This window comes from Tsukamurella paurometabola DSM 20162 (assembly GCF_000092225.1).
In the GTDB taxonomy this organism is placed as follows: domain Bacteria; phylum Actinomycetota; class Actinomycetes; order Mycobacteriales; family Mycobacteriaceae; genus Tsukamurella; species Tsukamurella paurometabola.
Genome location: NC_014158.1, coordinates 3,630,465 through 3,656,025 on the forward strand (window position 1 = coordinate 3,630,465; position 25,561 = coordinate 3,656,025).

The window sequence follows — 25,561 nt, forward strand, 5'->3', positions numbered from 1 at the left end:
CACTCCCCACCTCGCATTGTTGAACAAATCCGACCATACAGCGCGCGGATTGTTCAACAATCACCTAGTTTGGTCGCAACCGACGACACATACGGTTACCCCTCGGAGGAAGGCCATCCCTCATGACCAGTACCGAACCGGCGACCAACCGGCCACCCGGCGCCGTCAAGGCGTACATCGCCAGCCTCACCGGCACCTCCCTGGAGTACTACGACTTCGCCCTGTACTCCGTGGCTTCGGCCGTCGTCTTCCCGGCCGTCTTCTTTCCCTCCGACGACCCGTACATGGGCCTGGTGGCATCCTTCTCCACGTTCGCGGTGGGTTACTTCGCCCGGCCCATCGGCGGCATCGTCTTCGGCCGGTTGGGCGACCGGATCGGCCGCAAGAACGTCCTGGTGGCCACGCTGTTATTGATCGGCGTTGCGACGGTACTCATCGGACTGCTCCCCGGCCACGACACGCTGGGTATCGCAGCGCCGATCATCCTGGTGCTACTGCGTTTCACGCAAGGTGTCGGCGTGGGAGGCGAATGGGGCGGGGCCGTCCTGCTCTCCAGCGAATTCGCCGACCCGCGAAGTCGCGGATTCTGGGCGTCTGCGGCACAGATCGGTGTCCCCGTCGGCAACCTCATGGCCAACGGTGTGCTCGCCGCGCTCGCCGCGTTCCTCAGCGACGCCGCGTTCCAGGACTGGGGGTGGCGCGTCGGCTTCCTCGCCTCCGCGATCCTCGTCGCCTTCGGCCTGATGATTCGGCTCAAGCTGGAGGAGACCCCCGTCTTCCAGGCGCTCATGGCCCGCGAAGAGCCGCCGGCCGCGCCCGTCACCGAGGTGGTCACGACGCACCCCCGCGCCCTGGTCGCCGCCGCCTTCTCCCGGGTCTGCCCGGACGTGCTGTACTCGCTGCTGACGGTCTTCCTCGCCACCTACGCCACCAAACAGCTCGGTTTCCGGACCAGCGAGGTGCTCACTGCCGTGATGATCGGCTCGGCCACCCAGATCATCGTGATGCCCCTCTCGGGCTGGCTCACCGACCGGGTCAACCGCCGGCTCGTATACGGCATCGGCGCGGTGCTCACCGCGATCTGGGTACCGATCCTGTTCATCCTGCTGGACAACCACAATCGCGCACTGCTCACGCTCGGCATCGTCGTCGGCATGATGCTGCACGCCGTCATGTACGGGCCCCAGGCCGCGTTCATCACCGAGCAGTTCCCGGCCCGCCTGCGGTACTCCGGTAGCTCGCTGGCGTACACATTCGCCGGGGTGGTCGGCGGTGCGATGGCTCCGCTGCTGTTCACCGTGATCTACAAGAACACGCAGACGTGGGTGTCGATCGCCGCGTATGTCGGCGTCGCGGCGCTCGTCACGATCGCAGGGATGTTCCTCGGCCGGGACCCCGACGACCACGCGGATCTGGACCTCATGGCCGACGCGCTTAAGACCGATGCTGCCCATTGATATTCGCCGTCTCGGCGGGACGGCTCTGCAGATCCGAGTCCCGGCCGGATCCGTGGAAGCATTGCGACAGCGGTTGGCCGATGCGCCGCTCCCCGGACAGCGCGCGGTGGTCGCGGGCGGCGCCACCGTCTCGGTCACGTTCTCCAGCGCGGCCGCCACCGTGGCCGCGGCGCGAGCGCTACGGGAACTTCCCGTACCGCCACACGTTCCATCGACGGGACCGATCGTCGATATCGACGTGGTGTACGACGGCGAAGATCTCGACGAAGTCGCCCGGCTGACGGGCGTCGGCACGCAGGCGGTGATCGAGCGGCACACCGCGCAGCAGTGGCACGTGGCCTTCGTCGGATTCGCCCCCGGGTTCGCCTACCTGCGAGGCGATCTCGAGAGTCCCGTGGTTCCGCGTCGGCCGACGCCACGGGTCCGCGTGCCCTCCGGCACGGTCGCCGTGGCGGGCGGGTACTCGGCGGTCTACCCTCGTCCCTCCCCCGGCGGCTGGCAACTGATCGGGCACACCGACGCCCCGCTGTGGGACGTGGATCGAGACCCACCCGCGATGCTCGTGCCCGGCACCCGGGTCAGATTCCGAGCCGTGCGCGCGGTGGCGGCCGTCCCGGCCACCACCCGGGGCCCGGTCGCCGCTGTCGATGCCGCGGGCCTGCGTATCCATGCCGTGGGCCCGCAGACTCTGATCCAAGATCGCGGACGTGACGCACTCGCACCGCTCGGTATCACCCGCTCCGGCGTCGCCGACCGCGGCGCAGCGGACCAGGCGAACCGGCTGGTGGGCAACGATGCCGGCGCGGCGGTGCTGGAGAACACCGGTGGTGGCCTCGTCCTTGCTTCCGCCGTCGACCAGGTGCTCGCGGTGACCGGTGCCGATAGCCTCGTGGCGGTGACCACGGAAGCCGGATATCGAGTCGTGCCACGCGCCAGCGCCTTCCCGCTCTGGGCCGGGGAGGTACTGGAGATCGATCCCCCCGAGGCGGGGCTCCGCGTCGTGGTCGCCGTGCGCGGCGGCATCGATGTTCCGACCACGCTCGGCAGCCGCGCGACCGATGTCCTGTCCGGGCTCGGTCCGGACCCTGTGGAAGCGGGAGACGTTCTTCCCGTGGGCCGGCAGCCCCGCACCGCGGTCGGTGCCCCCGAGGCCCCCGCACCGGTCCCGAGTGCCGTGGGCACCGTCATCGATGTGATCGCCGGCCCGGACTCCGAGTGGTTTCCAGCGGAGGCTCTGACGGCGTTCACCTCCCGGGAGTGGACGGTGACACCGGACTCGAACCGGATCGGTGTGCGATTCGCCGGAGAGCCACTCGATCGGCGTTCGGGCGATATGGAGAGCCAGGCGATGGTCACCGGCGCCATCCAGGTTCCGCCCTCGGGCCTGCCGGTTGCCTTTCTGGCCGACCACCCGACGACCGGTGGGTACCCGGTGATCGGAGTCGTGGCACCGGATCATCTCGATGCGCTGGCGCAACTGCCGATCGGTGCGACGGTACGGTTCCGATTCACCGACTGATCGCGCGCGTCAGCGCTAGCGTGAAGGCGACGACGGGAGCGGCGATGCAGACACTTCACCTCACTGGCGTGGACCTCGCGGTCGACCGGCGCGGACCGGCGGACGCACCCGCGGTGCTGCTGATCGCCGGAGGCGGCCAGTCGATGGATTGGTGGACACCGGAGTTCTGCGACCAGCTGCGCGGCGCCGACCTCCAGGTGATCCGCTACGACCATCGCGATTGCGGTGGGTCGAGCAGCTCACCGCCCGGACATCCCGAGTACACCGGCGATGATCTGGCCGCCGACCCGCTACGCATCCTCGACGCCCTGGAGATCGAGCGGGCGCACGTGGTGGGAATGTCGATGGGAGGCGGGATCGCTCAGGCCCTGGCGGTGCGAGCCCCCCAGCGACTGGCGTCGGTGACGCTGGTGGAGTCCAGTCCGGCAGGTGGAGCTCCGGGCCCGCTACCGCCGCCCCTGCCGGTGGTGGCGGTGACCTTCACCGAGCCCCCGCCCGCGGTGGACTGGTCCGACGAGGCCGCGGTAATCGACTACCGGGTGGACGTCGAGCGGCCCTACGCGGCCGTGGGCCGGTTCGACGAGGCCCGGGTCCGGGAGATCGCCACTCGCGAGGTGCGGCGCACCCGGACCATGGAATCGTCGATGAACAACCACTTCCTCGCCTCACCCGCGGGTGATACCGATCCGTCGTCGATCGCGCAGCCGGCCTTAGTGATCCACAGCGCTGACGATCCGATGTTCCCGCTCCCCCATGGCGAGGCGCTCGCCGCGATGATTCCCGGTGCGCGCCTGCTCCGCCTCGACGGGGTGGGGCACGAGGTTCCGCCGCCATCGGTGTGGAGCGAGGTGATCCCAGCCATTCGTGAGCTGGTTGCGGACGCTTCCTGAGTGAAGGACATCACCCCGTCCGGCGATACCTACCGCTCCATCGCTCCCGATGCCGCTGCCTCCTTCGCTGCGAATCGGGCGGGACACTCCAGACGGACGAGCATCGTCCGGTTCCCCTCGCCACGGCGACGTTCACTATCCCTGCTCACCCATCCCGCGCGGACCGAATACGCACCTCGTGTCCCTAGCGCGCATGCATGCCCGGCAGACTGCTCACATCAATCACGTCCACACCCCACCACCGCGTTCGAATGCCAGTCACCGAGATCCAGCGGATAGAGCCACACCGCCTCGCGCACGAACACGGCCTACCCCGGAACGCAGAAAAACCACCTGACTGCTCAGGTGGTTTTCGTGGTGGCCAGGGCCGGGATCGAACCGGCGACCTTCCGCTTTTCAGGCGGACGCTCGTACCAACTGAGCTACCTGGCCGTCCGGTGCCGGCTGTACCGTCACCGCCGAGTCCATGAACTCGGATGGCGACCCTGACGGGACTCGAACCCGCGACCTCCGCCGTGACAGGGCGGCGCGCTAACCAACTGCGCCACAGGGCCATATGCAATTTTTCGTCTTACGACGTGCCCCCTACGGGATTCGAACCCGCGCTACCGCCTTGAAAGGGCGGCGTCCTAGGCCACTAAACGAAGGGGGCTCGCTTCGGGCGACCGAAGCCGCTCGCCGCACCGCTTCCGCGTTCCGTTGGGAGCTGGGATAGCTTATGGCACATCCTAGCAACTTCCCAAATCGCCTGGTCAAGCGCCAGAAATCAGCGTCCGGCACCGTCGGGCCGGTTCGGAAGCGACATCCGTCCCAGACGGGCTGCGTCGACGATCGATACGAGATCGACGATGCGACCGCTCACGACCGTACAGGCCATGAGGGCGACCGGACGGCCCGTCGGGCCCCAGACCAGGATTCCCGGGCTGCCGTTCACGCTGACGCGGCGGGCGGTGATCCGGCTCGGGTCACCGCGCCGCGCGACGTCGAGTACCGCGTTCGCGCCGACGGTCGCGCTCTGCCCCCGCGCGGTGTGGACCGTCCACGTGACATCCGGGTCGAGCAGGCGCAGGAGCGCGTCGAAGTCGCCCTCACGAGCGGCGGCGAGGAAGGCGTCGACCACCGCTCGCTGCTCGCGACGTTCCCCGGCCGGCCGCGGACCTGCCTGCACCCGGCGCCGGGCACGACTGGCGAGCATCTTCGCCGCATCCGGAGTCCGCCCCACGATCGGACCGATCTCCGCGAACGGCACCGCGAACAGGTCGTGCAGCACGAAGGCCAGGCGCTCCTCCGGGCGCAAGGAGTCGAGCACCACGAGCAGGGCAAGGCCTACGGCCTCCGACTCCACCGCAACGTCTTCGGGCCCATCGTCATCGGTGACGATCGGATCGGCGGCATCATCGAGTTCGGACTCCGCCCGCGCCGTGCGGCTGCGCAGCATGTCGATGCAGATCCGGCCCACCACGCGGGTGAGCCAGCCGCCGAGATTCTCGATGGGCGCACCGTCGTACCGGTCGAGCCGCAACCACGCCTCCTGGACGGCGTCCTCGGCCTCACTCGGCGACCCCAGAGCGCGCGTCGCAACAGCGGTGAGGCGCGGGCGGTGTTCCTCGAACCGCTCGGCCTGAGCTGGTCGTTCCATCGTCGTTACCTTTCCACGTGATGATCCGTCAGCACAGTGACGAGCCCGAACGGGCGAACGTAACGAAAGGACCGATATGAACATCGCACTGTGGATCATCACCGGCGTCCTGGCGGCCGGATTCGCCGCCGGCGGGGCCGCACTGCTGGCACTCCCGCGGGAGCGGTATCGCGCGCTCGGGCCGAATCAACACTGGGTGGACGACTTCGGCGACGGACACCTCACGGCGATCGGCACGATCAAGGTAACCGGCGCCCTCGGCCTGATCCTGCCGCCACTGGTGGGCGTCGCCGACGTGCTGTCACCGATCGCCGCATGCGGGCTCGCGCTGTTCATGGCGGGCGCTGCCACCACGCGCTTCCGCCGCGACGAATGGGGCTACATGGCCGGCGACGTGGTGTTCATCGCCGCCTTCGCCGTCATCGCCTGGGGCCGATTCGCCCTGGCGCCGTACGGCGGATAGCGACGGGGATTTGTACCCCCCGTGGGACTCGAACCCACAACCAATGGATTAAAAGTCCACTGCTCTGACCAATTGAGCTAGGGGGGCGCCACGGAAGAGACTAACAGCGCCGCATCATCAGCTCGCGGCGGCGTTGACCATCCAGTGGATGCCGAACCCGTCGACGCACATACCGAAGGTGTCGCCCCACGGTGCCTGCACGAAAGGCACCGTCACCGAGCCGCTGGCCGACAGCTTCTCCCACCACCCGGTAAGCGTGGCCAGATCGTCTCCGGAGAGCGAGACGCTCACATCGTCGCCCACGGTGCGCGGCATCCCGGCCGGCGTGTCGGCACACATGAGCGTGAAGCCGTCCGGTGTGGTGAGCTGGCCGTGCATCACCTTCGTGGCCTCGGACGGATCGATTCCCATCTCCGGCGGCATACCCTCGAACGTGGAGATCTCGAGCTCACCCCCGAACACATCGCGGTAGAACTCCAGTGCCTCGCGGGCGTTGTCGGCGAAGCTGATGTACGGATTCAGGCGAACGGTCATGGGAAGGATTGTGCCCCTCGGGCCCGACAAGTTCGAACAGTTCGCCCAACCGCTCCCGGGCGTTCACCCCTACGCCTGTCCACCCGGGCAGCCTGGCGGAATGCACATCGTCCAGTTGGCGAACTTCTACGGCCCCCGGTCGGGCGGGCTGCGCACGGCCGTCGACCGGTTGGGCGCCGGATACGTGGCCCGCGGCCACCGCGCGACCCTGGTCGTGGCGGGCGCGGCGCACTGCGACGAGCTCCTCGAATCCGGTGTCCGGCGGATCACCGTGCCGGGGGCGAAGTTCTTCCGGGTCGAGGGCTACCGAGCGGCCAACCCGGTGCGGATCCGCCGCCTACTCCCCCGCCTCGGCGCCGACAGTCTCGAAGTCTCCGATCGGCTCACCCTGCGCGGTATGGGGCCGTGGGCTCGCGCTCGCGGTATCGGCGCGGTGATGATCAGCCACGAGCGGCTCGATCGGATGATCGCCCTGGGCGCGCCGCGGTTGGCCGGCTGGGCCTCGGATATCGCCAACCTCGGCACCGCCCGCAGCTACGACACCGTCGTCTGCACCACCGCCTTCGCCGGCGAGGAGTTCGCGCGCATCCATGCACCCAATGTGGCAACGGTGCCGCTCGGCGTGGACCTCGACGTGTTCCGGCCCGAACGAGCCACCCCCACCACGCGTACACGCTGGGCCACCGGGGCCGGGAGCGCAGCGAGCGGGCCGCATCGCGACCAGCCCGCCGAGATCCTGCTCGTGCAATCCTGTCGGCTCTCGATGGAGAAACATCCCGCGCGCGGGATCGAGGTGCTGCGGGCGCTGATCGCCGACGGGGCATCGGCACGGTTGGTGATCGCGGGCGGCGGTGCCATGCTCGACGAGCTCCGGCGCCAGGCCGCGGGCCTCCCGGTCACGTTCACCGGGCACCTGGCCGACCGCGGCGACCTCGCCGATCTGCTGGCCGCCGCCGATGTGGCGATCTGCCCCGGTCCGCACGAGACGTTCGGGCTCTCCGCGATGGAGGCACTCGCCTCCGGCACTCCGATCGTGGTCTCCCGCAACTCGGCGCTGGCCGAGATCGCACGCGCGGATTGCGGTCTCCCATCGGCGGATACGGGCGCCGCTTTCACGACCGCGGTGCGCGCGGTCCTCGCACGCGGCGGCTACGGCGCGGCCGCCCGCGCCCGCGCGGAGGAGTACACCTGGGACCGCGCGGTGCACACCATGCTGGACGTGCACCGGGCCACCGCCCAGCGCCGCGCCTTCCTCCGCGCCGACCGCTCAGCGCAGCCGGTCGCCCGACTCCGCGTGGAAGAACAACGCCTGGTCGGGCGCGGGGATCAGGCCGGCCGCGTCGCCGGGACGTAGCGAGCTGGCCCGGTCCACCCGGGCGACCAGCTGCTTGTCCTGCCCGTCGACCGCCACGTACACCAGCGCCTCGGCGCCGAGCTCCTCGACCAGCTGTACCGTGCCCCGCGCCGCTCCAGCGGCGTCCGGCGACACCACATCGAGCGACTCGGGCCGCAAGCCGACGGTGAGCGTCTCACCGCCGACGGTGCGCGGTACCGCCACGGTGGCACCGGCCAGCTTCGCGCCATCGGAATCACGCTGTACCGTGACCAGATTCATACCCGGCGAACCCAAGAATCCGGCGACGAAGGTGTTCACCGGATCGTCGTAGAGCTCACGCGGCGGTGCGACCTGTTGCAGCAGACCGTCCTTGAGCACCGCCACCCGGTCGCCCATCGTCATGGCCTCGACCTGATCGTGGGTCACGTACAGTGTGGTGACACCGAGCCGGCGCTGCAGCGCGGAGATCTGCGAGCGAGTCGAGACCCGCAGCCGCGCATCGAGATTCGACAGCGGCTCGTCCATCGCGAACACCTTGGGATGCCGCACGATGGCGCGGCCCATCGCCACGCGCTGGCGTTGCCCGCCCGAGAGCCGCGCGGGCTTGCGGTCGAGCAAGGGCTCCAGTTCCAGCATGGCCGCAGCCTCATTGACCTGCTTCGCCGTGTCCTCCTTGGAGACTCCGGCGTTACGGAGCGCGAATCCCATGTTCTGCGCCACTGTCATATTCGGATACAGGGCGTAATTCTGGAACACCATGGCCACGTCGCGCTTCTTCGGCGATACCGCGGTGACGTCCACATCGTCGATCAGGATGCGGCCGTCGGTCACCGCCTCAAGCCCGGCGAGAGCCCGCAGGCTGGTGGACTTCCCACATCCGGAAGGCCCAACCAGTACCACGAATTCGCCGTCGGCGATGTCGAGGTCGAGCGCGCTGACCGAAGGCCGTTCGGCCCCCGGGTACTGCACCGACGCACCGTCGAAACGCACCGTTGCCATGGTGTTCCCTACTCCTTGTTCGCGACCGCCGGACTACTTCGGCAGCTTCGGCGTGATCTGCGAGTCGATCTTGCCCTGGATCGTGCTCTGCAGCGCGCCGAGCACCGCCGCCGGGTCACCTCCGGTCGCGATCTGCTGCAACGCCTGCCCGATGTCGCGACCACCGCCCGGCACGAACACCCGGGCGTTGTCCTGGCTGCGGGTGAACGGGAGCTGCTTGACCGCGGTCCCGAAATTCGGGTTCTTCGCGATGAACTCCTTCATCGACGGATCGTCGACCGCGGACTTGCGCACCGGCATGTAGCCGGTGCCCTGCGAGAAGGTGGACGAGTTCTTGGCATTGGTGAGGAACTCGATGAACTTCATCGCGGCGGCCTTGCGGTCGTCGGAGATGCCCGCGGCGATCGCCACGCCGGCGCCGCCCGTCGGGCAGGACTTGCCCTGCGGGCCGGGCAGGAAGGCGGTGCCCACCTCGAACTTCGCGGTGGTGGTGATCGTCTTCAGGGAGCCCGTCGACTGCAGGGTGACGCCGGCGAGGCCGGCACCGAAGTCGTTCTCCGGCTTGCTGGTCAGCCGGCCCCACTTGCCGATCACGTCCTTGAGCTGCTGCGCGGCAGCAACGGATTCGGGCGTGGTGAACTTCAGGTCCCAGCCGTCCGAGTAGGCACCGCCCTTGGACCAGTTCCAGCCCTCGAAGACCCAGTCGATGTAGTTCGCCGAGTCGGCCAGCACGATGGCCTTCTTATCGCCGCCGATGGCCTCCTGGATGCGCGGCGCCCAGGCCACGAACTCGTCCCAGTCCTTCGGGCCGCGGTCCTCGAGGCCGGCCTTCTTCCACACGTCCTTGTTGTAGTAGAACAGCGGCGTCGAGCGGGCGAACGGGATGGTGTAGTACTTGCCGTCGAACTTGCCGTCGGCCAGCAGGGAGTCAACGTAGTCGGCAGGGTTGAGGCCGGCACCGGCGAACAGGCCGTCGAGCGGCTCGATCTGCTTGTTCAGCGCGAAGTTGAACCAGGTGACGTCGGAGACCACGATGATGTCGGGCTTCGTGCCGCCGGTCAGCGAGGTCTGGAACTTCTGCGCCACCTCCTCGTAGTCCTTGCCGCCGTCGAGCAGCTCGACGGTGATGCCGGAGTTGGCCTTCTGGAACTCGTCAATGATGCTCTGCTCGATCGCCTTCGAGCTGCCCGGATGGTTGGTGAGGAACTGCAGCTTGATACCGCCGCCGCTGCCACCCGAGTTGCCGCCACCGCCCGACCCGCCGGAACCCGCACAGGCGGCGGCGAAGGCCGCCGTGGCGGCGAGGCTGGTCGCGAGGAATCCGCGTCTGCTGAGGTCGGCCATGAGTGCTCCCTTGGTGATTCGGTGGATGGTTTCGATCGTCGGTGGTGCGCCGGTCAGCCCTTGACGGCGCCGGAGGTGAGTCCCTTGATCATCTGCCGCTGCAGGACCAGGAAGACGATGAGCATGGGCAGAGCGGTGAGCAGCGTGGCCGCCATCACCGGGCCCCAGTTCACGCCCTGTTCGGTGTTCTGCAGCAGGGTCAGACCCACGGGCAGCGGTGCCACGGCGGCGTTATCGGACATGAGGAAGGGCCACAGGTATTCGTTCCACTCGTTCACCAGGGTGATCACCGCGAAGGCCACCATGGTGGGAATCGAGATGGGCAGGATCACCCGGAACATCAGGCGCAGGTGCCCGGCACCGTCCATCCGCGCGGCCTCCACGATCTCCCGCGGTAGTGAAAGGAAGTGGTTGCGCAGCAAGAAGGTTCCGAAGGCCACGCCGGCGAGCGGCAGGATGATACCGACGAACGTGTTGCGGTAGTCGGCCATCAGAGCGTAGTTCGAGATCACCGTGATCTGGTTGGGCACCATGAGCGCGGCGATGATCACCACGAACAGCACCTTCTTGAATGGGAAGCGCAGGAACACCAGGGCATAGGCACTGGTGACGCCGAGCACGAACTTGATACCGCCGGTCACCGCGGTGATGATCACCGAGTTCCGCAGGTAGTCCCAGTACGGGATCTCCTGCGTGACATAGCTGTAGTTGTCCGGGTACCAGGTGGGCGGCCACCACGTGGCCGGCGAGACGAAGATGTCGGGCCGGTCCTTGAACGAGGTGATCACGATGAAGTACACCGGCACCGCGACCAGCGCCAGGGTGGCCAGCATGCCGAGATAGCCGAGTGCTTTCCTGCCCGCGCTGCTGGTGGGAGATGCGCTCACTTGTCGTTCCCCCGGTCCATCATTCGCACCTGCACCACGGTCACGATCAGCAGCACCAGGAACATGATGGTGGCGATCGTGGCGCCGTAGCCGGCGCGCTGGTTGCGGAAGGTCTGCCAGTAGATGTCGAACACCATGGTCGTGGTGCCGCCCTGGGGGCCGCCGTCCGGGAACATGATGTTGACGATGTCGAAGACCTGAAGACTGTTGAGCAGCACGGTGATCGACAAGAAGTAGGTGGCCGGGCGCAATTGCGGGAAGGTGACCCGCCAGAACTTGCGCCAGGTGGGCGTCCCGTCGATCGCCGCGGCCTCGTCGAGGTCCTTGTTGAGGCCCTGCAGCGCGGCCAGGTAGATGACGAAGGTGTAGCCCAGGTTCTTCCAGATGTAGGTGAAGGTCACCAGGAACAGCGCCCACCCAGGCTCCTGATAGAAATCCGGGCTGGTGATGCCGAACCAGCTCAGAATCGATGCCGCGGCACCGAACTGCGGGTTGAACACGAAGTAGAAGGCGGCACCGATCGCCGCACCCGAGATCACGAACGGTGCGAACACCGCTGAGCGAACAAGATTGCGGCCTTTGAGGTTCTGATCCAGCAGCATCGCCAGCGCCAGCCCCAGCACCATCGAGATCACCAACGCGCTCACGGTGAAGATCAGCGTGACCGAGACCACCTGCCAGCTCTCGGCCTTGGTGAAGAACTCGCGGTAGTTATCGAGCCCGATCCATGTCGCCGGATCAGGACTTGCCAGCGACCAGTCCTTGAAACTCAGAAATACGTTGTCGATCAGCGGCCGGTAGGTGAACACCGCGAGCAACGCGAGGTTCGGCACCACGAACAGCAGGAACAACACATTGTCCCGCAGCCTGAGATTCGCGCGCACGCCCTTCTCCGCTGTGGGCTCCACGATCTCGGTCGATGCGGCCGTCACAGCGTGTAGGTTCCGACACTCGTGCGTCGAGAACGCGAACGAACAGCAACGATTCGATGACGATGCGATGTCTGCGTGGGGCCGCACCCCATGACGGATGTCATGGCCGACCCATGACGACCGCGGCGGAACTCATGACAGCGCGCACTACTGGCGGCACCGAAGACCGGCCAGGCTCGAAGACATGAACGCCACAGATCGTCACTACGGACACCTCTCCCACTCATCGACACCCGAGCGGCACCACCGCTCGACGGCAACCGGCCCTCACGACCTGCTCATGGACACCGTCCGGTTCGGCCCGGCGGCCACCCGCAGCCGCGAGATCGTCGTGATCGTAATCACACTCGTGGTGCTGGCGGTCGGGTTCGCGGCATTCCAGCCGCCGCTCGCACTCGCCGCCGTCGTCGCCGCGGTGATCGCCGCCCACATGGCCGTGCGCTGGGTGCTCGGCAGCCGCACGTGGGGTCACGCGTGACCGCCCTGCGGGCCGAGCCCGCCACCACCACCGATACCGTGATCGCCGCGACCGGCCTGCGCCGCACGTACGGCAGCGGCAACGACGCTTTCGAGGCCGTCCGCGGCGTCGACCTCGACGTCCGGCACGGCGAGGTCTTCGCCCTCCTCGGCACCAACGGTGCCGGCAAGACCTCCACTCTCGACCTGTTGGAGGGACTCGCCGCCCCGAGCGCGGGCGAACTGACCGTCTTCGGACGCGATCCGCTCCGCGATCGCCGTGAGGTGCGCCCGCTGTGCGGCATCATGCTGCAGTCCGGTGGCCTCCCGGCCGAGCTCACCGTGCGCGAGACCCTGCAGATGTGGCGCGGGACCTGCAGCAATCCCACCGACTCCGACTCGGTGCTGGCCCGGGTCCACCTCACCGACCGGGCCGATGTGCGCGTGCGCGCCCTCTCCGGAGGCGAGCAACGCCGCGTGGACCTCGCCTGCGCCCTGATCGGCCAGCCCCGACTGCTGTTCCTCGACGAGCCCACCACCGGACTCGACCCGGAGAGCCGGCGCGCCACCTGGCGGCTGCTCGCCGAACTCAAGGCCGACGGCGTCACCATGGTGCTCACCACCCACTACCTCGATGAAGCGGAGGCTCTCGCCGACCGGATCGCGATCATGCATCGCGGTGAGATCGCCCGCCTCGGCACCCTGCGGGACATCGTCGAGGACCACCCCGCGGTGATCGCCTTCGACGATCCCGGCGCCGCGTTGCCGGTCCTGCCCGGCGCGCGGGTCAGCGCCGTCGGTTCCGACGGTGCGCGGCGGCTCACCGTCGAAACCCACCGGCTCCAGCCCGACCTGCACACCCTGCTCGATTGGGCCGCCGATCGCGGCCTGCCCCTCACCGGCCTGCAGGCACACGCACCGTCGCTCGAATCGGTGTTCCTGTCCGTAGCCGACGCGACCAACGGAGACCCCCGATGACTGCCACGTCCACCACCACCTCGACGACCCGGCCGGGGGTGGGCTACGGCCGCCACCCCCTGCGCGCCCTCGCGCACGCGGAGTACCTGCAGTTCCGACGGAACAAGACGCTGCTGTTCATGGGCACCGTGTTCCCCATCGGCCTGCCGCTACTGCTGTTCTTCATCGGCGGCGGAGACGGCCCACGCACCGCGCTCGGCGTGGCCAACACCCTGGAGATGTTCGCTCTCACCGCCATGCTGATGGTGCAGTACTACTCGGTGCTGTCGATGGTGACCACCCGCCGATCCGAGGGCGTCCTCAAGCGCCTGCGCACCGGCGAAGCCAGCGACCTGCAGATCCTGGCAGCGCCCGCCGTCCCGGGTGCCGCTCTCACGCTGCTCGGCACCGTCATCGTGGCCGGGGCCCTGTTCGCGGCCGGCGGACCGCTGCCGGTGAACCCGCTGCTCCTGCTGATCGCGCTGATCGGCGGCCTGGTGATCTTCACGCTGCTGGCGCTGGCCACCAGTGCCGTCACCAAGAACGCCGAGGCGGCGCAGATCACCTCGATCCCCGTCATGGTGCTCTCGATGGTCGGCCTGGCCGGTATCCGCCCGATCCTCCCGGACCAGCTGGCTCGGATCGCGGACTGGACTCCCTTCGCCGCCGTCGCCGACCTGATCCGGCTCGGCGAAGCCGGCCTCGCGCCCGGGGCGCCCACCGACGCCGCCGCCCTCGACTTCGCGGCGACCTTCGCCGAAACCGGGCGTCCGCTTGCCACACTGGTCATATGGACGGTGATCTCGGTGGCTCTGGTTCACCAGTTGTTCCGCTGGGACGATCGCGGTTGATCCCGTCCCCGCTGCGTCGGGTCTCGGCATGGTGGAACGCCATGCCGGGGCCCGACAAGTTCCGTCTCTACACCCGGGCAGTGCTCCAGAGCGCTCTGGTCAGCGTCCTGATCATGCTGGCGGTCACCGGGATTCGCGCCTGGTCACTCGCGGGCATCCTCATCGTCGGGATCGCCGCCCTCGCCGCGGTCGAGGCCCAGCCCGAACTGTCCATGCGCGCCGACGACAAGCAACGGCGCATCGCCTGGCGATTCGCCGTGCTCGCGCAGGCCGCGGTGTTCACGGTCTCCGTGGCGGTCGCGGCCCTTGCGGCGCCGAGCCCGGTCGCGAACGACGCCGCGGTCACCGCCTTTCTGACCTACCTGATCGCCGCCGGATCGGTGCTGCCCTTCGTACGGCACCCGTGGCCGCTGCTCGTGGCAGGTGCGGTGATCATCGCCGTGCTCATGCGCGACGCCGACACCCTGCTCCGCCTCGCCGTCGCCCTACCGCTGGCCGTGGCGCTGATGTGGACCACCAGGGCCACGGTGTGGAGCCTGAACATCCTCTCCGAGGTGGAGGAGAGCCGGGATATGGCGGCCGAACTGCACGTCGCCGAGGAGCGCCTGCGCTTCGCCCGCGATCTCCACGACGTGGTCGGGCGCGGCTTCTCCGCCGTCGCCGTCAAGAGCGAGCTCGCCGCCACCCTGGCCCGCGCCGGCGCCACCGACCGCGCCGCCGCGGAGATGGACGAGGTGAAGTCGCTCGCGGTGACCTCGATGGAGGAGATGCGATCGCTGGTGCGCGGCTACCGCGATGTGGATCTGGCCGGCGAGGTCGCCGGCGCCCGCTCCCTCCTCTCCGCCGCCGGCTGCCGGCTCACCGTCGAGGGCTCACCGGACGATGTACCCACCCGTTTCCACGAGACCGCCGCCTGGGCGGTCCGCGAGGGCACCACGAACATCGTCAAACATTCGACCGCCGGATCCGCGACGCTCGCGCTCCGGGCGAACGGCCTGGAACTGCGCAACGACGGTGCGCCCGAGGCCCCCGGGGGCGCACCGTCGGGCCTGGCGGGACTCGCCGAGCGCGTGCACACCGTGGGCGCACGGCTCGACACCACCGCCGGCGACGGCGCCTTCGTACTCACCGTGACCTGGGAGGAACGATGATCGACGTACTGCTCGCCGACGACGAGCACCTGATCCGCACGGCGATGGCGGCCCTCCTCGACCTGGAGGACGACCTGCACGTGGCCGCCGAAGCGGGGTCGGGCACCGAGCTGCTGGCCCGGTGGCGGCGCCGGATCGACGAGGGACTACCGCCCGCGGTCGCCGTCCTCGACCTGCAGATGCCGGGCATGGACGGGATCGACACCGCCGCCGAACTGCTCCGCCTGACCCCCGGGGCGGGCACCCTGATCGTGACCAGCCACGGGCGCCCCGGCTATCTCAAACGCGCCCTGTCCATCGGAGTCCGAGGCTTCCTGCCGAAAACAGCCCCGGCCGCCACGCTGGCACAGGTGATCCGCACCGTCCACGACGGCGGCCGGTACGTCGACCCGGAGCTGGCGGCCGAGGCGATCAGTGCCGGTGACTCCCCGCTCACGCCGCGCGAGGCCGATGTCCTGGAGTTCGCGGCCGACGGCGCCTCGGTCGACGAGATCGCCCGCCGCGCCCACCTGACCCCCGGAACCACGCGCAACTATCTGTCGTCGGCGGTCGCCAAACTCGGCGTCGCCAACCGCTACGAGGCCACCCTCCGGGCCCGGGAGCGCGGCTGGATCTGACGCCGGTGAAGAATGTGCGACCGGTCACCCGATCCGCAATGTGCTTCGGCAAACCGCGCCGTGGAGTTACCTTGGACACATTCACGGCGTATTTCGGCAGGAAGCGGGCCATGCGCTGTAACACCGAGACCACGGTGTGCGAATCCCAACCGGACGTGTCTCGAATCGGCCCGTGCGCCGAGCGACGGAGGAATATGCAACGCGAACTCACTCACCTGGAGTTGCTCAACGAGCTCTCCGGTGTGGCGGAGGCGAACGTCAACCGCCACCTGTCGATGACCAAGGACTGGAACCCGCACGACTACGTGCCGTGGGACGAGGGCAGCAACTACGCGGCACTCGGCGGCCAGGACTGGGATCCGTCGCAGTCGCAGCTCTCCGACGTGGCCCGCGCCGCGATGATCACCAACCTGCTCACCGAGGACAACCTCCCCAGCTACCACCGCGAGATCTCCGAGAACTTCTCCATGGACCACGCCTGGGGCCACTGGGTGGGCCGCTGGACCGCCGAGGAGAACCGGCACGGCATCGCCATGCGCGACTACCTCCTGGTGACCCGCGCGGTCGACCCGGTCAAGCTCGAAGAGTTCCGCATGACGCACATGGGCAACGGCGTCTCCTCGCAGGGGCACTCGGGCGCCGGCCCGGAGGCCCGCAGCATCCTGCACCTGGTCTCCTACGTGACCTTCCAGGAGCTCGCCACCCGCGTGAGCCACCGCAACACCGGCAAGGCCTGCAACGATCCCATCGCCGACAAGCTGCTCCAGCGCATCGCGGCCGACGAGAACCTGCACATGATCTTCTACCGCAACATCTGCGGCGCGGCGATCGATCTGGTTCCCGATCAGGCCCTGCGTGCGGTGACCGACATCTTGACCCACTTCGAGATGCCCGGTGCGGGTATGCCCGACTTCCGCCGCAACGGCGTGCTCATGGCCAAACACGGCATCTACGACCTGCGCCAGCACAAGGACGAGGTCGTCATGCCCGTCCTGCGCAAGTGGAAGATCTTCGAGCGCGACGACTTCGGCCCCGAGGGCCAGAAAGCGCGGGAGGAACTGGCCGCGTACCTGGAGGATCTCGACAAGCAGGCGAGCCGGTTCGAGGAGATGCGCGACCGGTCGCTCGCCCGCGAGGCCGCCAAGCGCGACCGGCAGGTGAAACAGGCCGCAGCCAGCGCATAACCTCCGGCTACGTTGAGTCCACAGTGTGATTTGCGTAGTCTTGTCGGATAGTTCGAAACAGAAATACGTCGGAAGAGGAATGATGTCGACCCGTCCACTCACTCAGCTCGAGCTCCTGCAGGAGCTGTCGGGCGTCGCCGAGGACAACGTCAACCGCCATCTCTCGATGACCAAGGACTGGAACCCCCACGACTACATCCCGTGGGCGGACGGCAGCAACTACGCCGCGCTCGGCGGTCATGATTACGACCCCGAGGAGAGCAAGCTCGACGAGGTCGCCAAGGCCGCGATGATCACCAACCTCCTGACCGAGGACAACCTTCCGACGTATCACCGCGAGATCGCGGCGAACTTCTCCATGGATGACGCCTGGGGTCACTGGGTGGGCCGCTGGACCGCCGAGGAGAACCGTCACGGCATCGCCATGCGCGACTACCTCGTGGTGACCCGCGGCGTGGATCCGGTCAAGCTCGAAGAGGCCCGGATGATCCACATGACCAACGGCTGGGACCCGCAGGGCAAGGTGGCACAGCACACCGAGCAGAAGATGACGATGCTGCACTCGGTGGCGTACGTGACCTTCCAGGAGCTGGCCACCCGCGTGAGCCACCGCAACACCGGCAAGGTGTGCGCCGATCCCGTCGCCGATAAGATGCTCCAGCGCATCGCGGCCGACGAGAACCTGCACATGATCTTCTACCGCAACATCTCGGCCGCCGGTCTGGACCTGGTCCCCGACCAGGCGATTCGCGCGATCACCGACACCATCAAGCACTTCGAGATGCCCGGTGCCGGTATGCCCGACTTCCGCCGCAACGGCGTGCTCATGGCCAAGCACGGCATCTACGACCTGCGCCAGCACAAGGACGAGGTCGTCATGCCCGTCCTGCGCAAGTGGAAGGTGTTCGAGCGCGAGGACTTCGGCCCCGAGGGCGAGCGCACCCGCGAGGAGCTCGCGGCCTTCCTCGATGAGCTCGAGGGTGCGGCCGTGAAGTTCGAGGAGATGCGCGACCGGTCGCTGGCTCGCGAGGCCGCGAAGAAGGAGAAGGCCGCCGCCAAGGAGAAGGCCGGCGCCAGCGCCTGACCTTCCGCGATCACCGCACTCACCTCCTGACGTCTCCGGCGTCGGGAGGTGAACGCGTTAAGGGAGCACCACCGATGACCACCGCCACCCAGCCGAAGCTGCGCATCGGCCGGTTCGAGCTCGACTCGCCGGTCGTGCTGGCGCCGATGGCGGGCGTCACCAATGTGGCGTTCCGCAGCCTGTGCCGCGAATTGGAGCGCGCACGCACCGGCACCGTGGCCGGGCTGTACGTGTGCGAGATGGTCACGGCTCGTGCGCTGGTCGAGCGGCACCCGGTCACGATGCACATGACCACCTTCGCCCCCGACGAGGATCCGCGCAGCCTGCAGCTGTACACCGTGGATGCGCACTACACCTATGAGGCCGCGCGGATGATCGCCGAGGAGGGCCTCGCCGATCACCTCGATATGAACTTCGGCTGCCCCGTCCCCAAGATCACCCGTCGCGGCGGCGGCTCGGCGCTGCCCTACAAGCGGAACCTGTTCGCCAGCATCGTCGACGCCGCCGTGCGCGGCATCGAAGACGGAGGGCAGGGCGGGCGCATCCCGGTCACCGTGAAATTCCGCATCGGCATCGACGACGAGCACCACACCCACCTCGACGCCGGCCGGATCGCCGCCGAACAGGGCGCGGTCGCCGTCGCGCTCCATGCCCGCACCGCCGCGCAGCGCTACTCGGGGCAGGCCGACTGGGATGAGATCGCCCGGCTCAAGGAGCACGTGCACCATCACTTCGGAGACGCCGTCCCGGTACTCGGCAACGGCGACATCTTCGCCGCCGAGGACGCCGTCACCATGATGGACCGCACCGGCTGCGACGGCGTGGTCGTGGGTCGCGGCTGTCTCGGCCGCCCGTGGCTGTTCTCCGAACTGTCGGCGGCGCTGAACGGCACCCCGATGCCGACGCCGCCGAATCTCGGCGAGGTCACCGAGATCATGTACCGGCACGGCGAGCTGCTCGCCGCGCACCACGGCGAGGACAAGGGCATGCGGGAGATCCGCAAGCACGTCGCCTGGTACCTGCGCGGTTTCCCCGCCGGCGGCGAGCTGCGGACCCGGCTCGCCACCGTCAAGACACTCACCGACCTGCGCGCGCTGCTCGACACGCTGCCGCGCGATGTCCCCTTCCCGAAAGACGCCGAGGGTCCGCGCGGCCGGCAGGGCACCCCCGGCAAGGTGGTGCTCCCGGACGGCTGGCTCGACGATCCGTGGGAGGCCGACGCGGCCGCCATGCCCGGCGCCGAGACGGAGACCAGCGGCGGGTGAAGCCGCGTTCACTTCGCATTCACCTACCGCTCAGCTGACAGCGACAAACCGTCAGAAATGGGCGTTATACTGCGCTCATGCGTACCGCGTACACCCAGCAGATGGCTGCGTTCAATGACATTCTCGGTGACATCTGCGGCAAGTCGGGTGTGGCCATGGAGAAGGCCACCAACGCCCTGCTGCAGGCCGACCTGGAGCTCGCCGAAGAGGTGATCTCCGGTCACGACGAGATCGTCCGGCTGAGCCGCCGCGCCGAGGAGGAGGCCTTCTCCCTGCTCGCGCTGCAGGCGCCGGTCGCCAGCGACCTGCGCGTCGTGGTCTCCGGCTTCCAGATCGTCGCGGACGTCGACCGGATGGGCGCGCTCGCGCTGCACGTCGCGAAGGTCACCCGTCGCCGGTTCCCGAATAAGACGCTCCCCGAGGAGGTCAACGGCTACTTCGCGGAGATGGGCCGCCTCGCGGTCGAGCTCGCCAACTCCGCCCGCGAGGTGCTGCTCACGCAGGACCCGAAGCAGGCTGCGGAGATCGAGGAGCAGGACGACGCGATGGACGATCTGCACCGCCACCTGTTCACGGTGCTGATGGACCGGGACTGGAAGCACGGTGTGGCCGCCGCCGTCGACGTGACCCTGTTGGGCCGCTACTACGAGCGGTTCGCCGACCACGCCGTCGAGATCGGCCGCCGCGTCATCTTCCAGGCCACCGGCAACGCCGAGCCCACCGCCGACATCTCCAACTGAGCCGGCTCAGGCGCTCGCACCATCCTGCACCTGCAGGATCCGGCCGCCCAGGTGCAATTCCGTGCCCGGCGTGAGCGGCACCGGCTGACCGGGCGGCAGCCGCAGCGGCGCGGCAGCGGCCGGTGGCCGCATCCACGTGCCGTTCGCCGATCCCACATCGACCGCGAGCAACTGCCAGCCGTCGATCCGGATCTCCACGTGTGCGCGCGATAACGCGCCCGTGCGGTCCTGCAGCACCACCGACGCGAGTCGGCCGGCGCCGTCGAACGAGCGGCCGCCACGCTGCGCGACATAGGCGGACGGGTCGCGGCCGATGACCATATCGGCCTCCACCACGTAGGCGGCACCGTCATCGGCGACCAGCATGCCCAGCGGCGGGCGCGGCCCCGTCTCCAGCGGCGCACGCCGATCGACCAGCGCGCCGCACCGACCGCAGTAGGCGGCGAACGGCGCGTTGAGGTGACCGAACGCGCAGCGCCGTCCTTCGACCAGCGGTCCCGCCGCAGGGACGTCGGACGCGACCTCCACCTCGTGTTCGGTCGCCGCGAACAGCGGGCTCACGCCCGTCGGCTCCTCGTTGGTCGGGGCATCGCCCGGGAACACATCGGTCGCGGCATCGATATCGGCGCCGGCGTCGAGGGAGGCATCCGACCAGAGCACCGCGCCCGCGCCGGGGACGGCGCCCCGCAGCAGGTGCAGGGCTGTCGGCCCGCACACCGGGCCCGGTGGCGGCGGCGGCCCGGTGGTGACCGTGACCACCGCGCCGGGCGGCAGCGGCGAGACCCGCTCGACGAAGCCCTCCTCGGCGCGCAGCGCGTGCAGTGGCGCGGCCGCCGCGGCGGAACCGAAGATGGCGATGGTGAGCGCCTGATCCACGGGTGTGCCTGCGACGCCGTGGATGAGCGCGCGAACGGTGGACTCGGTCACCTGCACCACCACGAACGCGGGGCCGGAGATCGCCGCCACCGCCCTGGTGATGTCGTCGTCGGTGTCGAGCGCGGCGGTCAGTGCCGCCACCTCGTCGGGCCCGCCGACCGCGGGCGCGTCGACCACGAGCACCGCGTCCCGGACCCGGGCGACCACCCGGTCTCCCGGGAGCACGGTGCTGTACTGCGATGTCATCCGCCCACCGTACCGCCGGGTCGGTGGACCGTCGCGGTCCGGGATCGGCCGTGGCCCCGGGCACCGCTGAACAGCGTGGATCAGCCGAATCGACCGGAGATGTAGTCCTCGGTGGCCTGCTGCTCCGGATTGGCGAACATCTTCTCAGTGGGGTTGATCTCGATCAGCTGTCCGGGCTTACCGGTGGCCTCGAGGTTGAAGAAGGCCGTCTGGTCGGACACGCGGGCCGCCTGCTGCATGTTGTGCGTGACGATGACGATCGTGTACTTCTGCTTGAGCTCGCCGATCAGATCCTCGATCGCCAGCGTCGAGATCGGATCGAGCGCCGAACAGGGCTCGTCCATGAGCAGCACATCCGGGCTCACCGCGATCGCGCGGGCGATGCACAGGCGCTGCTGCTGACCGCCGGAGAGGCCGCCACCGGGCTTGTTCAGCCGGTCCTTGACCTCGCCCCACAGATTGGCGCCGCGCAGCGACTGCTCGGCCACCTCGTCGAGCTTGGCCTTGCTGCGGATGCCCTGCAGCCGGAGGCCGGCGACCACGTTGTCGCGGATCGACATGGTGGGGAACGGGTTCGGCCGCTGGAAGACCATGCCGATGGTCTTGCGCACGCCCACCGGATCGACGCCGGGTCCGTAGATGTCGGCACCGTCGAGGGTGATGTGGCCGTCGACGCGGGCGCCCGGGGTCACCTCGTGCATGCGGTTGATCGACCGCAGCACCGTGGACTTACCGCAGCCCGACGGGCCGATGAACGCGGTCACCGAGTTCGGCGGGACGGAGAGGGAGACGTCCTGCACCGCGTGGAACGCGCCGTAGTAGATGTTCAGGTCCTTGATGTCGAGGCGCTTCGCCATGACTGTTCTCCTTGTTACTTCGTCTTGGGGGCGAGCAGCCGGGACATCAGGGCCGCGAGACCGCTGGCGATACCGACCAGGATGACCAGCGTCAGGGCCGCACCCCAGGCGCGGTACTCGCCGACGGCGCCCGGGTTGTTGCGGTACTGGTCGTAGATGAACAGCGGCAGCGACGACATGTTGCCGTTGAAGATGTCGTAGTTCATACGGTCGCTGATACCCACCAGCAGCAGCACCGGTGCGGTTTCGCCGACCACGCGGGCGATGGCCAGGAAGACGCCGGAGACCATGCCCGACGCGGCCGTCGGAAGCACGATCCGCACGATGGTCTTCCACTTGGGAACGCCGAGCGCGTAGGAGGCCTCACGCAGCTCGTGCGGCACCAGTTTGAGCATCTCCTCGGTCGAGCGGACCACCACGGGCACCATGAGCAGGATCAAGGCCAGGCTCACCGCGAACGCGGACTGCGGCATGCCGAAGGTGGTGATCCACACGCCGAAGATGAACAGGGTGGCCACGATCGACGGGATGCCCGCGAGCACGTCGACCATGAAGGTGGTGATCCGGCCGAGCCGAGTGCCCTCGGCGTACTCGACGAGGAAGATGCCCACCATCACACCGATCGGCACCGAGAACAGGGTGGCGACGCCGGCCTGGACGAGCGTGCCGTACAGCGCGTGCCGGATGCCGCCGGCGTAGGAGTCGGGCGCCACCCGGGTCATGGACTTCGTCCACCACTCGGGATCGAGGATCGCGGGCAGACCGTTGGCGATCACCATGTACAGCAGCGAGACCAGCGGGGCCAGCGCGAGGAGGAAGCACGCGCCGAAGATGATCGCCGCGGCATTGTTCTTGATCCGCCGCGACGTGGAGGTGCGGTGGAAGACGACGTCCGTCTTGGCGACGGAATCCAGGTCTGCGGTGGTCATCCGTTCACCCGTCCCCCGCCGATCCAGCGGGCGACCGCGTTCACCACGAAGGTGAGCACGAACAGCACGAGGCCGGCGGCGATGTAGGCGCCGCGCTGATCGACGTTGTCGAACTCAGCGGCGGCGGAAGCGATCTTCGATGCGAAGGTGTAGCCGCTGTCGAACAGCGACCAGATGGAGTTCTTGGTGGCGGCGAACAGGATGATCAGCACCGCGATGGTCTCGCCGAGGGCACGACCGAGGGCCAGCATGGAGCCGGCGACGATGCCCGAGCGCCCGTACGGGAACACGGTGAGCCGGATGACCTCCCACTTGGTGGCGCCCAGGGCAAGCGCGGCTTCCTGGTGCGCGACCGGGGTCTGGCGCAGCGCCTCACGGGTGATCGAGGTGATGATCGGCAGGATCATGATCGCCAGCACGATGCCGGCGGTGAACACCGTCGACCCGAGCGACAGTTCCACGTTGCCGGTCTTGAACAGGAAGAACCAGCCGAGGTTCTCGTTGAGCCAGCGCTGCAGCGGCACCAGGAAGGGCGCGAGCACGAAGATGCCCCACAGGCCGTAGATGATCGACGGTACCGCGGCCAGCAGGTCGATCACGGCACTCAGCGGCCGCGACAGGCGCGCCGGCACGTATTGCACCAGGAAGGTGGCGATACCCACGGCCACCGGGACCGCGAGGATCAATGCCATCACCGACGAGAGCACGGTGATCTTGAACAGTTCGAGGATGCCGAACCGCATGTTGCTCGGGTTGGTCTGCCATTCCGAGCTGGTGAGGAAGTTGACGTTGTTCTTGGTCAGCGCGGGAATCGCCTGCACGACGAGTTGCAGGAAGATCAGCGCGATGACGGCGACCAGAAGGGCACCGGAGGCGTAGGCCGCCCATCGGAACAGCTTCTCCATCCGCCCGGAGTCGGCCGATTCCGTGAAGTCCACTTTCTCGCCCACGACAACAGTGTCCGTGTCCGCGTGGGATGTCGTCTCGGGTTCCGCGTCGCGCGTCGCCGAATCTTCCGTTGCCATCTGTCCCTGTTCCGCCATCACGATAGCTACCTTCCCGCCCGACGGGGCGTCGCGCGGGTCACGCGCGACGCCTCGTCCGACGCTGACTGTGAAGTCCCGCTACTGGATCGAGTCGACCGAGGCGAGCAGCGTGGTCCGGAACGAGTCCGGGATGGGCGCGTAGCCCTGGCCGTCGAGCTGATCCTGCGCCGGCTTGCTCGCGGCGACCTTGAGGAAGGTCTTGATGCCCTTGGCGAGCTCGGCGTCCGAGTACTTCGAGCACACGATCTCATAGGTGGCCAGGACGATCGGGTACGCCCCGGCGGCCGTCGGCTTGTAGAAGCCCTCGGTGTCGATGACGAGGTCCTTGCTGCCCGGGTTCTTGAACTTGGCGGCCTCGATGGTCTTGGCGACCGACTCGCTCGAGAGCTTCACGGCCTCGGGGCCGGCGGAGGTGATGATGTTCGCGACCTGCAGCTTCTGCGCCTTGGCGAAGCTCCACTCGGCGTAGGTGATGGTGCCCTCGGCCTTGTTCACGGTGGCCGCGACGGCGGCGTTGCCGCTGGCGCCCTGGCCGGTGCCGCCCTTGAAGGCCTTGCCCTTCTTATCGGCGGACCACTCGGCGGGCGCGGCCGAACCGAGGTACTTCTGGAAGTTCTCGGTGGTGCCCGACTCATCGGAGCGGAAGACCACGGTGATCGGCAGGTCGGGCAGCGTGGCGCCCTTGTTCTCCTCGGCGATCTCGGGGGCGTTCCACGTGGTGATCGCACCGCTGAAGATCTTCGCCAGCGTCGGGGCCGACAGGTTCACGGCGACGTCACCGGGCAGCTTGTAGGCCACGGCGATCGGGCCGAAGACGAGCGGTAGGTTCAGGGCGGGCGCGCCGCACTTCTCCTCCGCCTTCTTGGCCTGGTCGGCGTTCAGCGGCGAGTCGGATCCGCCGAAATTGGTCAGGCCGGAGGTGAACTCGGTGATGCCCTGGCCCGAGCCGTTGCCGCTGTAGTCGACGTTGGCGCCGGAGCAGTCCTGGGCGAAGGTGTTCTTGAAGACCGTCATGGCGTTGGCCTGCGCGGTCGAGCCGCTGCCCTTGAGCTGCAGCTTGCCGTCGCACTGCACGCCGGAGCCGCCGGCGGCGGCGGAGCTGCCGGACGCGCCGCTCGACTCCTCGCTGCCACAGGCACTGAGGGTCAGGGTCAGGGCTGCGCCCGCGGCCACGGCCGCGATGGTTCCACGCTTGAAGTTCACCGAGTTCCTCCGGTTAGGGGTCATGACGGATGCACCACGATGCGGGTGTTGCCTCGAACCTAGGGACACCGGGTGTCCGATTCGGGTGTGCGCGGTGAA

The 25,561-nt window shown here is 68.4% G+C and carries 25 protein-coding genes and 4 tRNA genes; 14 read left to right on the forward strand and 15 right to left on the reverse strand.

What is annotated here, in order from left to right; all coding sequences use genetic code 11:
- Positions 1 to 122: 122 nt before the first annotated feature.
- Genes TPAU_RS17585 through TPAU_RS17595 form a run of 3 tightly spaced genes read left to right on the forward strand, consistent with a single transcriptional unit; the run spans position 123 to position 3,866 of the window.
- Positions 123 to 1,457 (forward strand): MFS transporter, encoded by a 1,335-nt coding sequence (locus tag TPAU_RS17585; RefSeq protein ID WP_013128094.1) that lies wholly within the window; start codon positions 123 to 125, stop codon positions 1,455 to 1,457.
- Positions 1,444 to 2,976: a 5-oxoprolinase subunit B/C family protein gene (locus tag TPAU_RS17590; protein ID WP_013128095.1), complete on the forward strand. Its 1,533-nt coding sequence runs from the start codon at positions 1,444 to 1,446 to the stop codon at positions 2,974 to 2,976. The genes TPAU_RS17585 and TPAU_RS17590 overlap by 14 nt, the downstream gene beginning before the upstream one ends.
- A 44-nt stretch (positions 2,977 to 3,020) precedes the next feature.
- Positions 3,021 to 3,866 (forward strand): alpha/beta fold hydrolase, encoded by an 846-nt coding sequence (locus TPAU_RS17595; RefSeq protein ID WP_013128096.1) that lies wholly within the window; start codon positions 3,021 to 3,023, stop codon positions 3,864 to 3,866.
- A gap of 355 nt (positions 3,867 to 4,221) precedes the next feature.
- Here the strand turns inward: TPAU_RS17595 and TPAU_RS17600 are convergent.
- The 4 genes from TPAU_RS17600 to TPAU_RS17615 all read right to left on the reverse strand — a co-directional run bounded on the left by TPAU_RS17600 (position 4,222) and on the right by TPAU_RS17615 (position 5,505).
- Positions 4,222 to 4,298 (reverse strand) — tRNA-Phe (locus TPAU_RS17600).
- Between the two features lie 45 nt (positions 4,299 to 4,343).
- Positions 4,344 to 4,420, reverse strand: a tRNA-Asp gene (locus tag TPAU_RS17605).
- A 25-nt stretch (positions 4,421 to 4,445) separates the two neighbouring features.
- Positions 4,446 to 4,518, reverse strand: a tRNA-Glu gene (locus tag TPAU_RS17610).
- A gap of 114 nt (positions 4,519 to 4,632) precedes the next feature.
- A complete protein-coding gene (locus TPAU_RS17615; protein ID WP_013128097.1) occupies positions 4,633 to 5,505 on the reverse strand; it encodes a sigma-70 family RNA polymerase sigma factor in 873 nt (290 codons plus the stop codon).
- Positions 5,506 to 5,581: 76 nt separating this feature from the next.
- Between TPAU_RS17615 and TPAU_RS17620 the strand changes: the two genes are divergently transcribed.
- Positions 5,582 to 5,968: a DoxX family protein gene (locus TPAU_RS17620; protein ID WP_013128098.1), complete on the forward strand. Its 387-nt coding sequence runs from the start codon at positions 5,582 to 5,584 to the stop codon at positions 5,966 to 5,968.
- Positions 5,969 to 5,981: 13 nt separating this feature from the next.
- Here TPAU_RS17620 and TPAU_RS17625 read toward each other — a convergent pair.
- A tRNA-Lys gene (locus TPAU_RS17625) sits at positions 5,982 to 6,055 on the reverse strand.
- A gap of 30 nt (positions 6,056 to 6,085) precedes the next feature.
- Positions 6,086 to 6,502 (reverse strand): VOC family protein, encoded by a 417-nt coding sequence (locus TPAU_RS17630; RefSeq protein ID WP_013128099.1) that lies wholly within the window; start codon positions 6,500 to 6,502, stop codon positions 6,086 to 6,088.
- 100 nt (positions 6,503 to 6,602) lie between these two features.
- On the opposite strand from TPAU_RS17630, the gene TPAU_RS17635 reads away from it, so the two are divergent.
- Positions 6,603 to 7,856: a glycosyltransferase gene (locus TPAU_RS17635; RefSeq protein WP_013128100.1), complete on the forward strand. Its 1,254-nt coding sequence runs from the start codon at positions 6,603 to 6,605 to the stop codon at positions 7,854 to 7,856.
- Here TPAU_RS17635 and TPAU_RS17640 read toward each other — a convergent pair.
- From TPAU_RS17640 to TPAU_RS17655, 4 genes are read right to left on the reverse strand one after another with little or no spacing between them, the layout of a single operon-like run.
- Entirely contained in the window at positions 7,770 to 8,837 is a 1,068-nt protein-coding gene (locus TPAU_RS17640) for an ABC transporter ATP-binding protein (RefSeq protein ID WP_013128101.1), read from the reverse strand. The genes TPAU_RS17635 and TPAU_RS17640 overlap by 87 nt on opposite strands.
- Positions 8,838 to 8,870: 33 nt before the next feature.
- Positions 8,871 to 10,181, reverse strand: coding sequence for an ABC transporter substrate-binding protein (locus TPAU_RS17645; RefSeq protein ID WP_013128102.1), 1,311 nt, complete (start codon positions 10,179 to 10,181; stop codon positions 8,871 to 8,873).
- Positions 10,182 to 10,234: 53 nt separating this feature from the next.
- Positions 10,235 to 11,068 (reverse strand): carbohydrate ABC transporter permease, encoded by an 834-nt coding sequence (locus tag TPAU_RS17650; protein WP_013128103.1) that lies wholly within the window; start codon positions 11,066 to 11,068, stop codon positions 10,235 to 10,237.
- Positions 11,065 to 12,000, reverse strand: a complete 936-nt coding sequence (locus TPAU_RS17655) for a carbohydrate ABC transporter permease (RefSeq protein WP_013128104.1) — start codon at positions 11,998 to 12,000, stop codon at positions 11,065 to 11,067. The genes TPAU_RS17650 and TPAU_RS17655 overlap by 4 nt, the downstream gene beginning before the upstream one ends.
- A 184-nt stretch (positions 12,001 to 12,184) precedes the next feature.
- Between TPAU_RS17655 and TPAU_RS17660 the strand changes: the two genes are divergently transcribed.
- The 9 genes from TPAU_RS17660 to phoU all read left to right on the forward strand — a co-directional run bounded on the left by TPAU_RS17660 (position 12,185) and on the right by phoU (position 20,305).
- Positions 12,185 to 12,478 carry a hypothetical protein gene (locus TPAU_RS17660; RefSeq protein WP_041944487.1) on the forward strand — a complete coding sequence of 98 codons (294 nt, stop codon included), beginning with the start codon at positions 12,185 to 12,187 and terminating at the stop codon, positions 12,476 to 12,478.
- A complete protein-coding gene (locus TPAU_RS17665; RefSeq protein WP_013128106.1) occupies positions 12,475 to 13,434 on the forward strand; it encodes an ABC transporter ATP-binding protein in 960 nt (319 codons plus the stop codon). Before TPAU_RS17660 ends, TPAU_RS17665 begins: the two co-directional genes overlap by 4 nt.
- Positions 13,431 to 14,264 (forward strand): ABC transporter permease, encoded by an 834-nt coding sequence (locus tag TPAU_RS17670; RefSeq protein WP_013128107.1) that lies wholly within the window; start codon positions 13,431 to 13,433, stop codon positions 14,262 to 14,264. Before TPAU_RS17665 ends, TPAU_RS17670 begins: the two co-directional genes overlap by 4 nt.
- Positions 14,261 to 15,415 carry a sensor histidine kinase gene (locus tag TPAU_RS17675; protein WP_245537808.1) on the forward strand — a complete coding sequence of 385 codons (1,155 nt, stop codon included), beginning with the start codon at positions 14,261 to 14,263 and terminating at the stop codon, positions 15,413 to 15,415. Before TPAU_RS17670 ends, TPAU_RS17675 begins: the two co-directional genes overlap by 4 nt.
- Positions 15,412 to 16,032, forward strand: coding sequence for a response regulator transcription factor (locus TPAU_RS17680; RefSeq protein ID WP_013128109.1), 621 nt, complete (start codon positions 15,412 to 15,414; stop codon positions 16,030 to 16,032). The genes TPAU_RS17675 and TPAU_RS17680 overlap by 4 nt, the downstream gene beginning before the upstream one ends.
- A gap of 194 nt (positions 16,033 to 16,226) precedes the next feature.
- Entirely contained in the window at positions 16,227 to 17,216 is a 990-nt protein-coding gene (locus TPAU_RS17685) for an acyl-ACP desaturase (protein ID WP_013128110.1), read from the forward strand.
- A 79-nt stretch (positions 17,217 to 17,295) separates the two neighbouring features.
- On the forward strand, positions 17,296 to 18,300 hold the full coding sequence (locus TPAU_RS17690; protein WP_013128111.1) for an acyl-ACP desaturase: 1,005 nt from the start codon (positions 17,296 to 17,298) through the stop codon (positions 18,298 to 18,300).
- A 74-nt stretch (positions 18,301 to 18,374) separates the two neighbouring features.
- A complete protein-coding gene (gene dusB, locus TPAU_RS17695; protein ID WP_013128112.1) occupies positions 18,375 to 19,565 on the forward strand; it encodes a tRNA dihydrouridine synthase DusB in 1,191 nt (396 codons plus the stop codon).
- Positions 19,566 to 19,642: 77 nt separating this feature from the next.
- On the forward strand, positions 19,643 to 20,305 hold the full coding sequence (gene phoU / locus TPAU_RS17700; protein WP_013128113.1) for a phosphate signaling complex protein PhoU: 663 nt from the start codon (positions 19,643 to 19,645) through the stop codon (positions 20,303 to 20,305).
- A 6-nt stretch (positions 20,306 to 20,311) separates the two neighbouring features.
- Here the strand turns inward: phoU and TPAU_RS22030 are convergent, their stop codons facing one another.
- From TPAU_RS22030 to pstS, 5 genes are all read right to left on the reverse strand, one after another.
- On the reverse strand, positions 20,312 to 21,427 hold the full coding sequence (locus TPAU_RS22030; RefSeq protein ID WP_013128114.1) for an FHA domain-containing protein: 1,116 nt from the start codon (positions 21,425 to 21,427) through the stop codon (positions 20,312 to 20,314).
- A gap of 80 nt (positions 21,428 to 21,507) precedes the next feature.
- A complete protein-coding gene (gene pstB, locus TPAU_RS17710) occupies positions 21,508 to 22,284 on the reverse strand; it encodes a phosphate ABC transporter ATP-binding protein PstB (RefSeq protein ID WP_013128115.1) in 777 nt (258 codons plus the stop codon).
- A gap of 14 nt (positions 22,285 to 22,298) precedes the next feature.
- Positions 22,299 to 23,213 carry a phosphate ABC transporter permease PstA gene (gene pstA, locus TPAU_RS17715; RefSeq protein WP_013128116.1) on the reverse strand — a complete coding sequence of 305 codons (915 nt, stop codon included), beginning with the start codon at positions 23,211 to 23,213 and terminating at the stop codon, positions 22,299 to 22,301.
- Positions 23,210 to 24,118 carry a phosphate ABC transporter permease subunit PstC gene (gene pstC / locus TPAU_RS17720; RefSeq protein ID WP_245537938.1) on the reverse strand — a complete coding sequence of 303 codons (909 nt, stop codon included), beginning with the start codon at positions 24,116 to 24,118 and terminating at the stop codon, positions 23,210 to 23,212. The genes pstA and pstC overlap by 4 nt, the downstream gene beginning before the upstream one ends.
- Positions 24,119 to 24,337: 219 nt before the next feature.
- On the reverse strand, positions 24,338 to 25,486 hold the full coding sequence (pstS, locus tag TPAU_RS17725; RefSeq protein WP_049825894.1) for a phosphate ABC transporter substrate-binding protein PstS: 1,149 nt from the start codon (positions 25,484 to 25,486) through the stop codon (positions 24,338 to 24,340).
- Positions 25,487 to 25,561: the final 75 nt, after the last annotated feature.

Coding starts and splice junctions, on each gene's coding strand:
- TPAU_RS17585 (WP_013128094.1), top strand. CDS start 123: ATGACCAGTACCGAACCGGCGACCAACCGGCCACCCGGCGCCGTCAAG.
- TPAU_RS17590 (WP_013128095.1), top strand. CDS start 1,444: ATGCTGCCCATTGATATTCGCCGTCTCGGCGGGACGGCTCTGCAGATC.
- TPAU_RS17595 (WP_013128096.1), top strand. CDS start 3,021: ATGCAGACACTTCACCTCACTGGCGTGGACCTCGCGGTCGACCGGCGC.
- TPAU_RS17615 (WP_013128097.1), bottom strand. CDS start 5,505: ATGGAACGACCAGCTCAGGCCGAGCGGTTCGAGGAACACCGCCCGCGC.
- TPAU_RS17620 (WP_013128098.1), top strand. CDS start 5,582: ATGAACATCGCACTGTGGATCATCACCGGCGTCCTGGCGGCCGGATTC.
- TPAU_RS17630 (WP_013128099.1), bottom strand. CDS start 6,502: ATGACCGTTCGCCTGAATCCGTACATCAGCTTCGCCGACAACGCCCGC.
- TPAU_RS17635 (WP_013128100.1), top strand. CDS start 6,603: ATGCACATCGTCCAGTTGGCGAACTTCTACGGCCCCCGGTCGGGCGGG.
- TPAU_RS17640 (WP_013128101.1), bottom strand. CDS start 8,837: ATGGCAACGGTGCGTTTCGACGGTGCGTCGGTGCAGTACCCGGGGGCC.
- TPAU_RS17645 (WP_013128102.1), bottom strand. CDS start 10,181: ATGGCCGACCTCAGCAGACGCGGATTCCTCGCGACCAGCCTCGCCGCC.
- TPAU_RS17660 (WP_041944487.1), top strand. CDS start 12,185: ATGAACGCCACAGATCGTCACTACGGACACCTCTCCCACTCATCGACA.
- TPAU_RS17670 (WP_013128107.1), top strand. CDS start 13,431: ATGACTGCCACGTCCACCACCACCTCGACGACCCGGCCGGGGGTGGGC.
- TPAU_RS17680 (WP_013128109.1), top strand. CDS start 15,412: ATGATCGACGTACTGCTCGCCGACGACGAGCACCTGATCCGCACGGCG.
- TPAU_RS17685 (WP_013128110.1), top strand. CDS start 16,227: ATGCAACGCGAACTCACTCACCTGGAGTTGCTCAACGAGCTCTCCGGT.
- TPAU_RS17690 (WP_013128111.1), top strand. CDS start 17,296: ATGATGTCGACCCGTCCACTCACTCAGCTCGAGCTCCTGCAGGAGCTG.
- dusB (WP_013128112.1), top strand. CDS start 18,375: ATGACCACCGCCACCCAGCCGAAGCTGCGCATCGGCCGGTTCGAGCTC.
- phoU (WP_013128113.1), top strand. CDS start 19,643: ATGCGTACCGCGTACACCCAGCAGATGGCTGCGTTCAATGACATTCTC.
- TPAU_RS22030 (WP_013128114.1), bottom strand. CDS start 21,427: ATGACATCGCAGTACAGCACCGTGCTCCCGGGAGACCGGGTGGTCGCC.
- pstB (WP_013128115.1), bottom strand. CDS start 22,284: ATGGCGAAGCGCCTCGACATCAAGGACCTGAACATCTACTACGGCGCG.
- pstA (WP_013128116.1), bottom strand. CDS start 23,213: ATGACCACCGCAGACCTGGATTCCGTCGCCAAGACGGACGTCGTCTTC.
- pstC (WP_245537938.1), bottom strand. CDS start 24,118: ATGGAGAAGCTGTTCCGATGGGCGGCCTACGCCTCCGGTGCCCTTCTG.
- pstS (WP_049825894.1), bottom strand. CDS start 25,486: ATGACCCCTAACCGGAGGAACTCGGTGAACTTCAAGCGTGGAACCATC.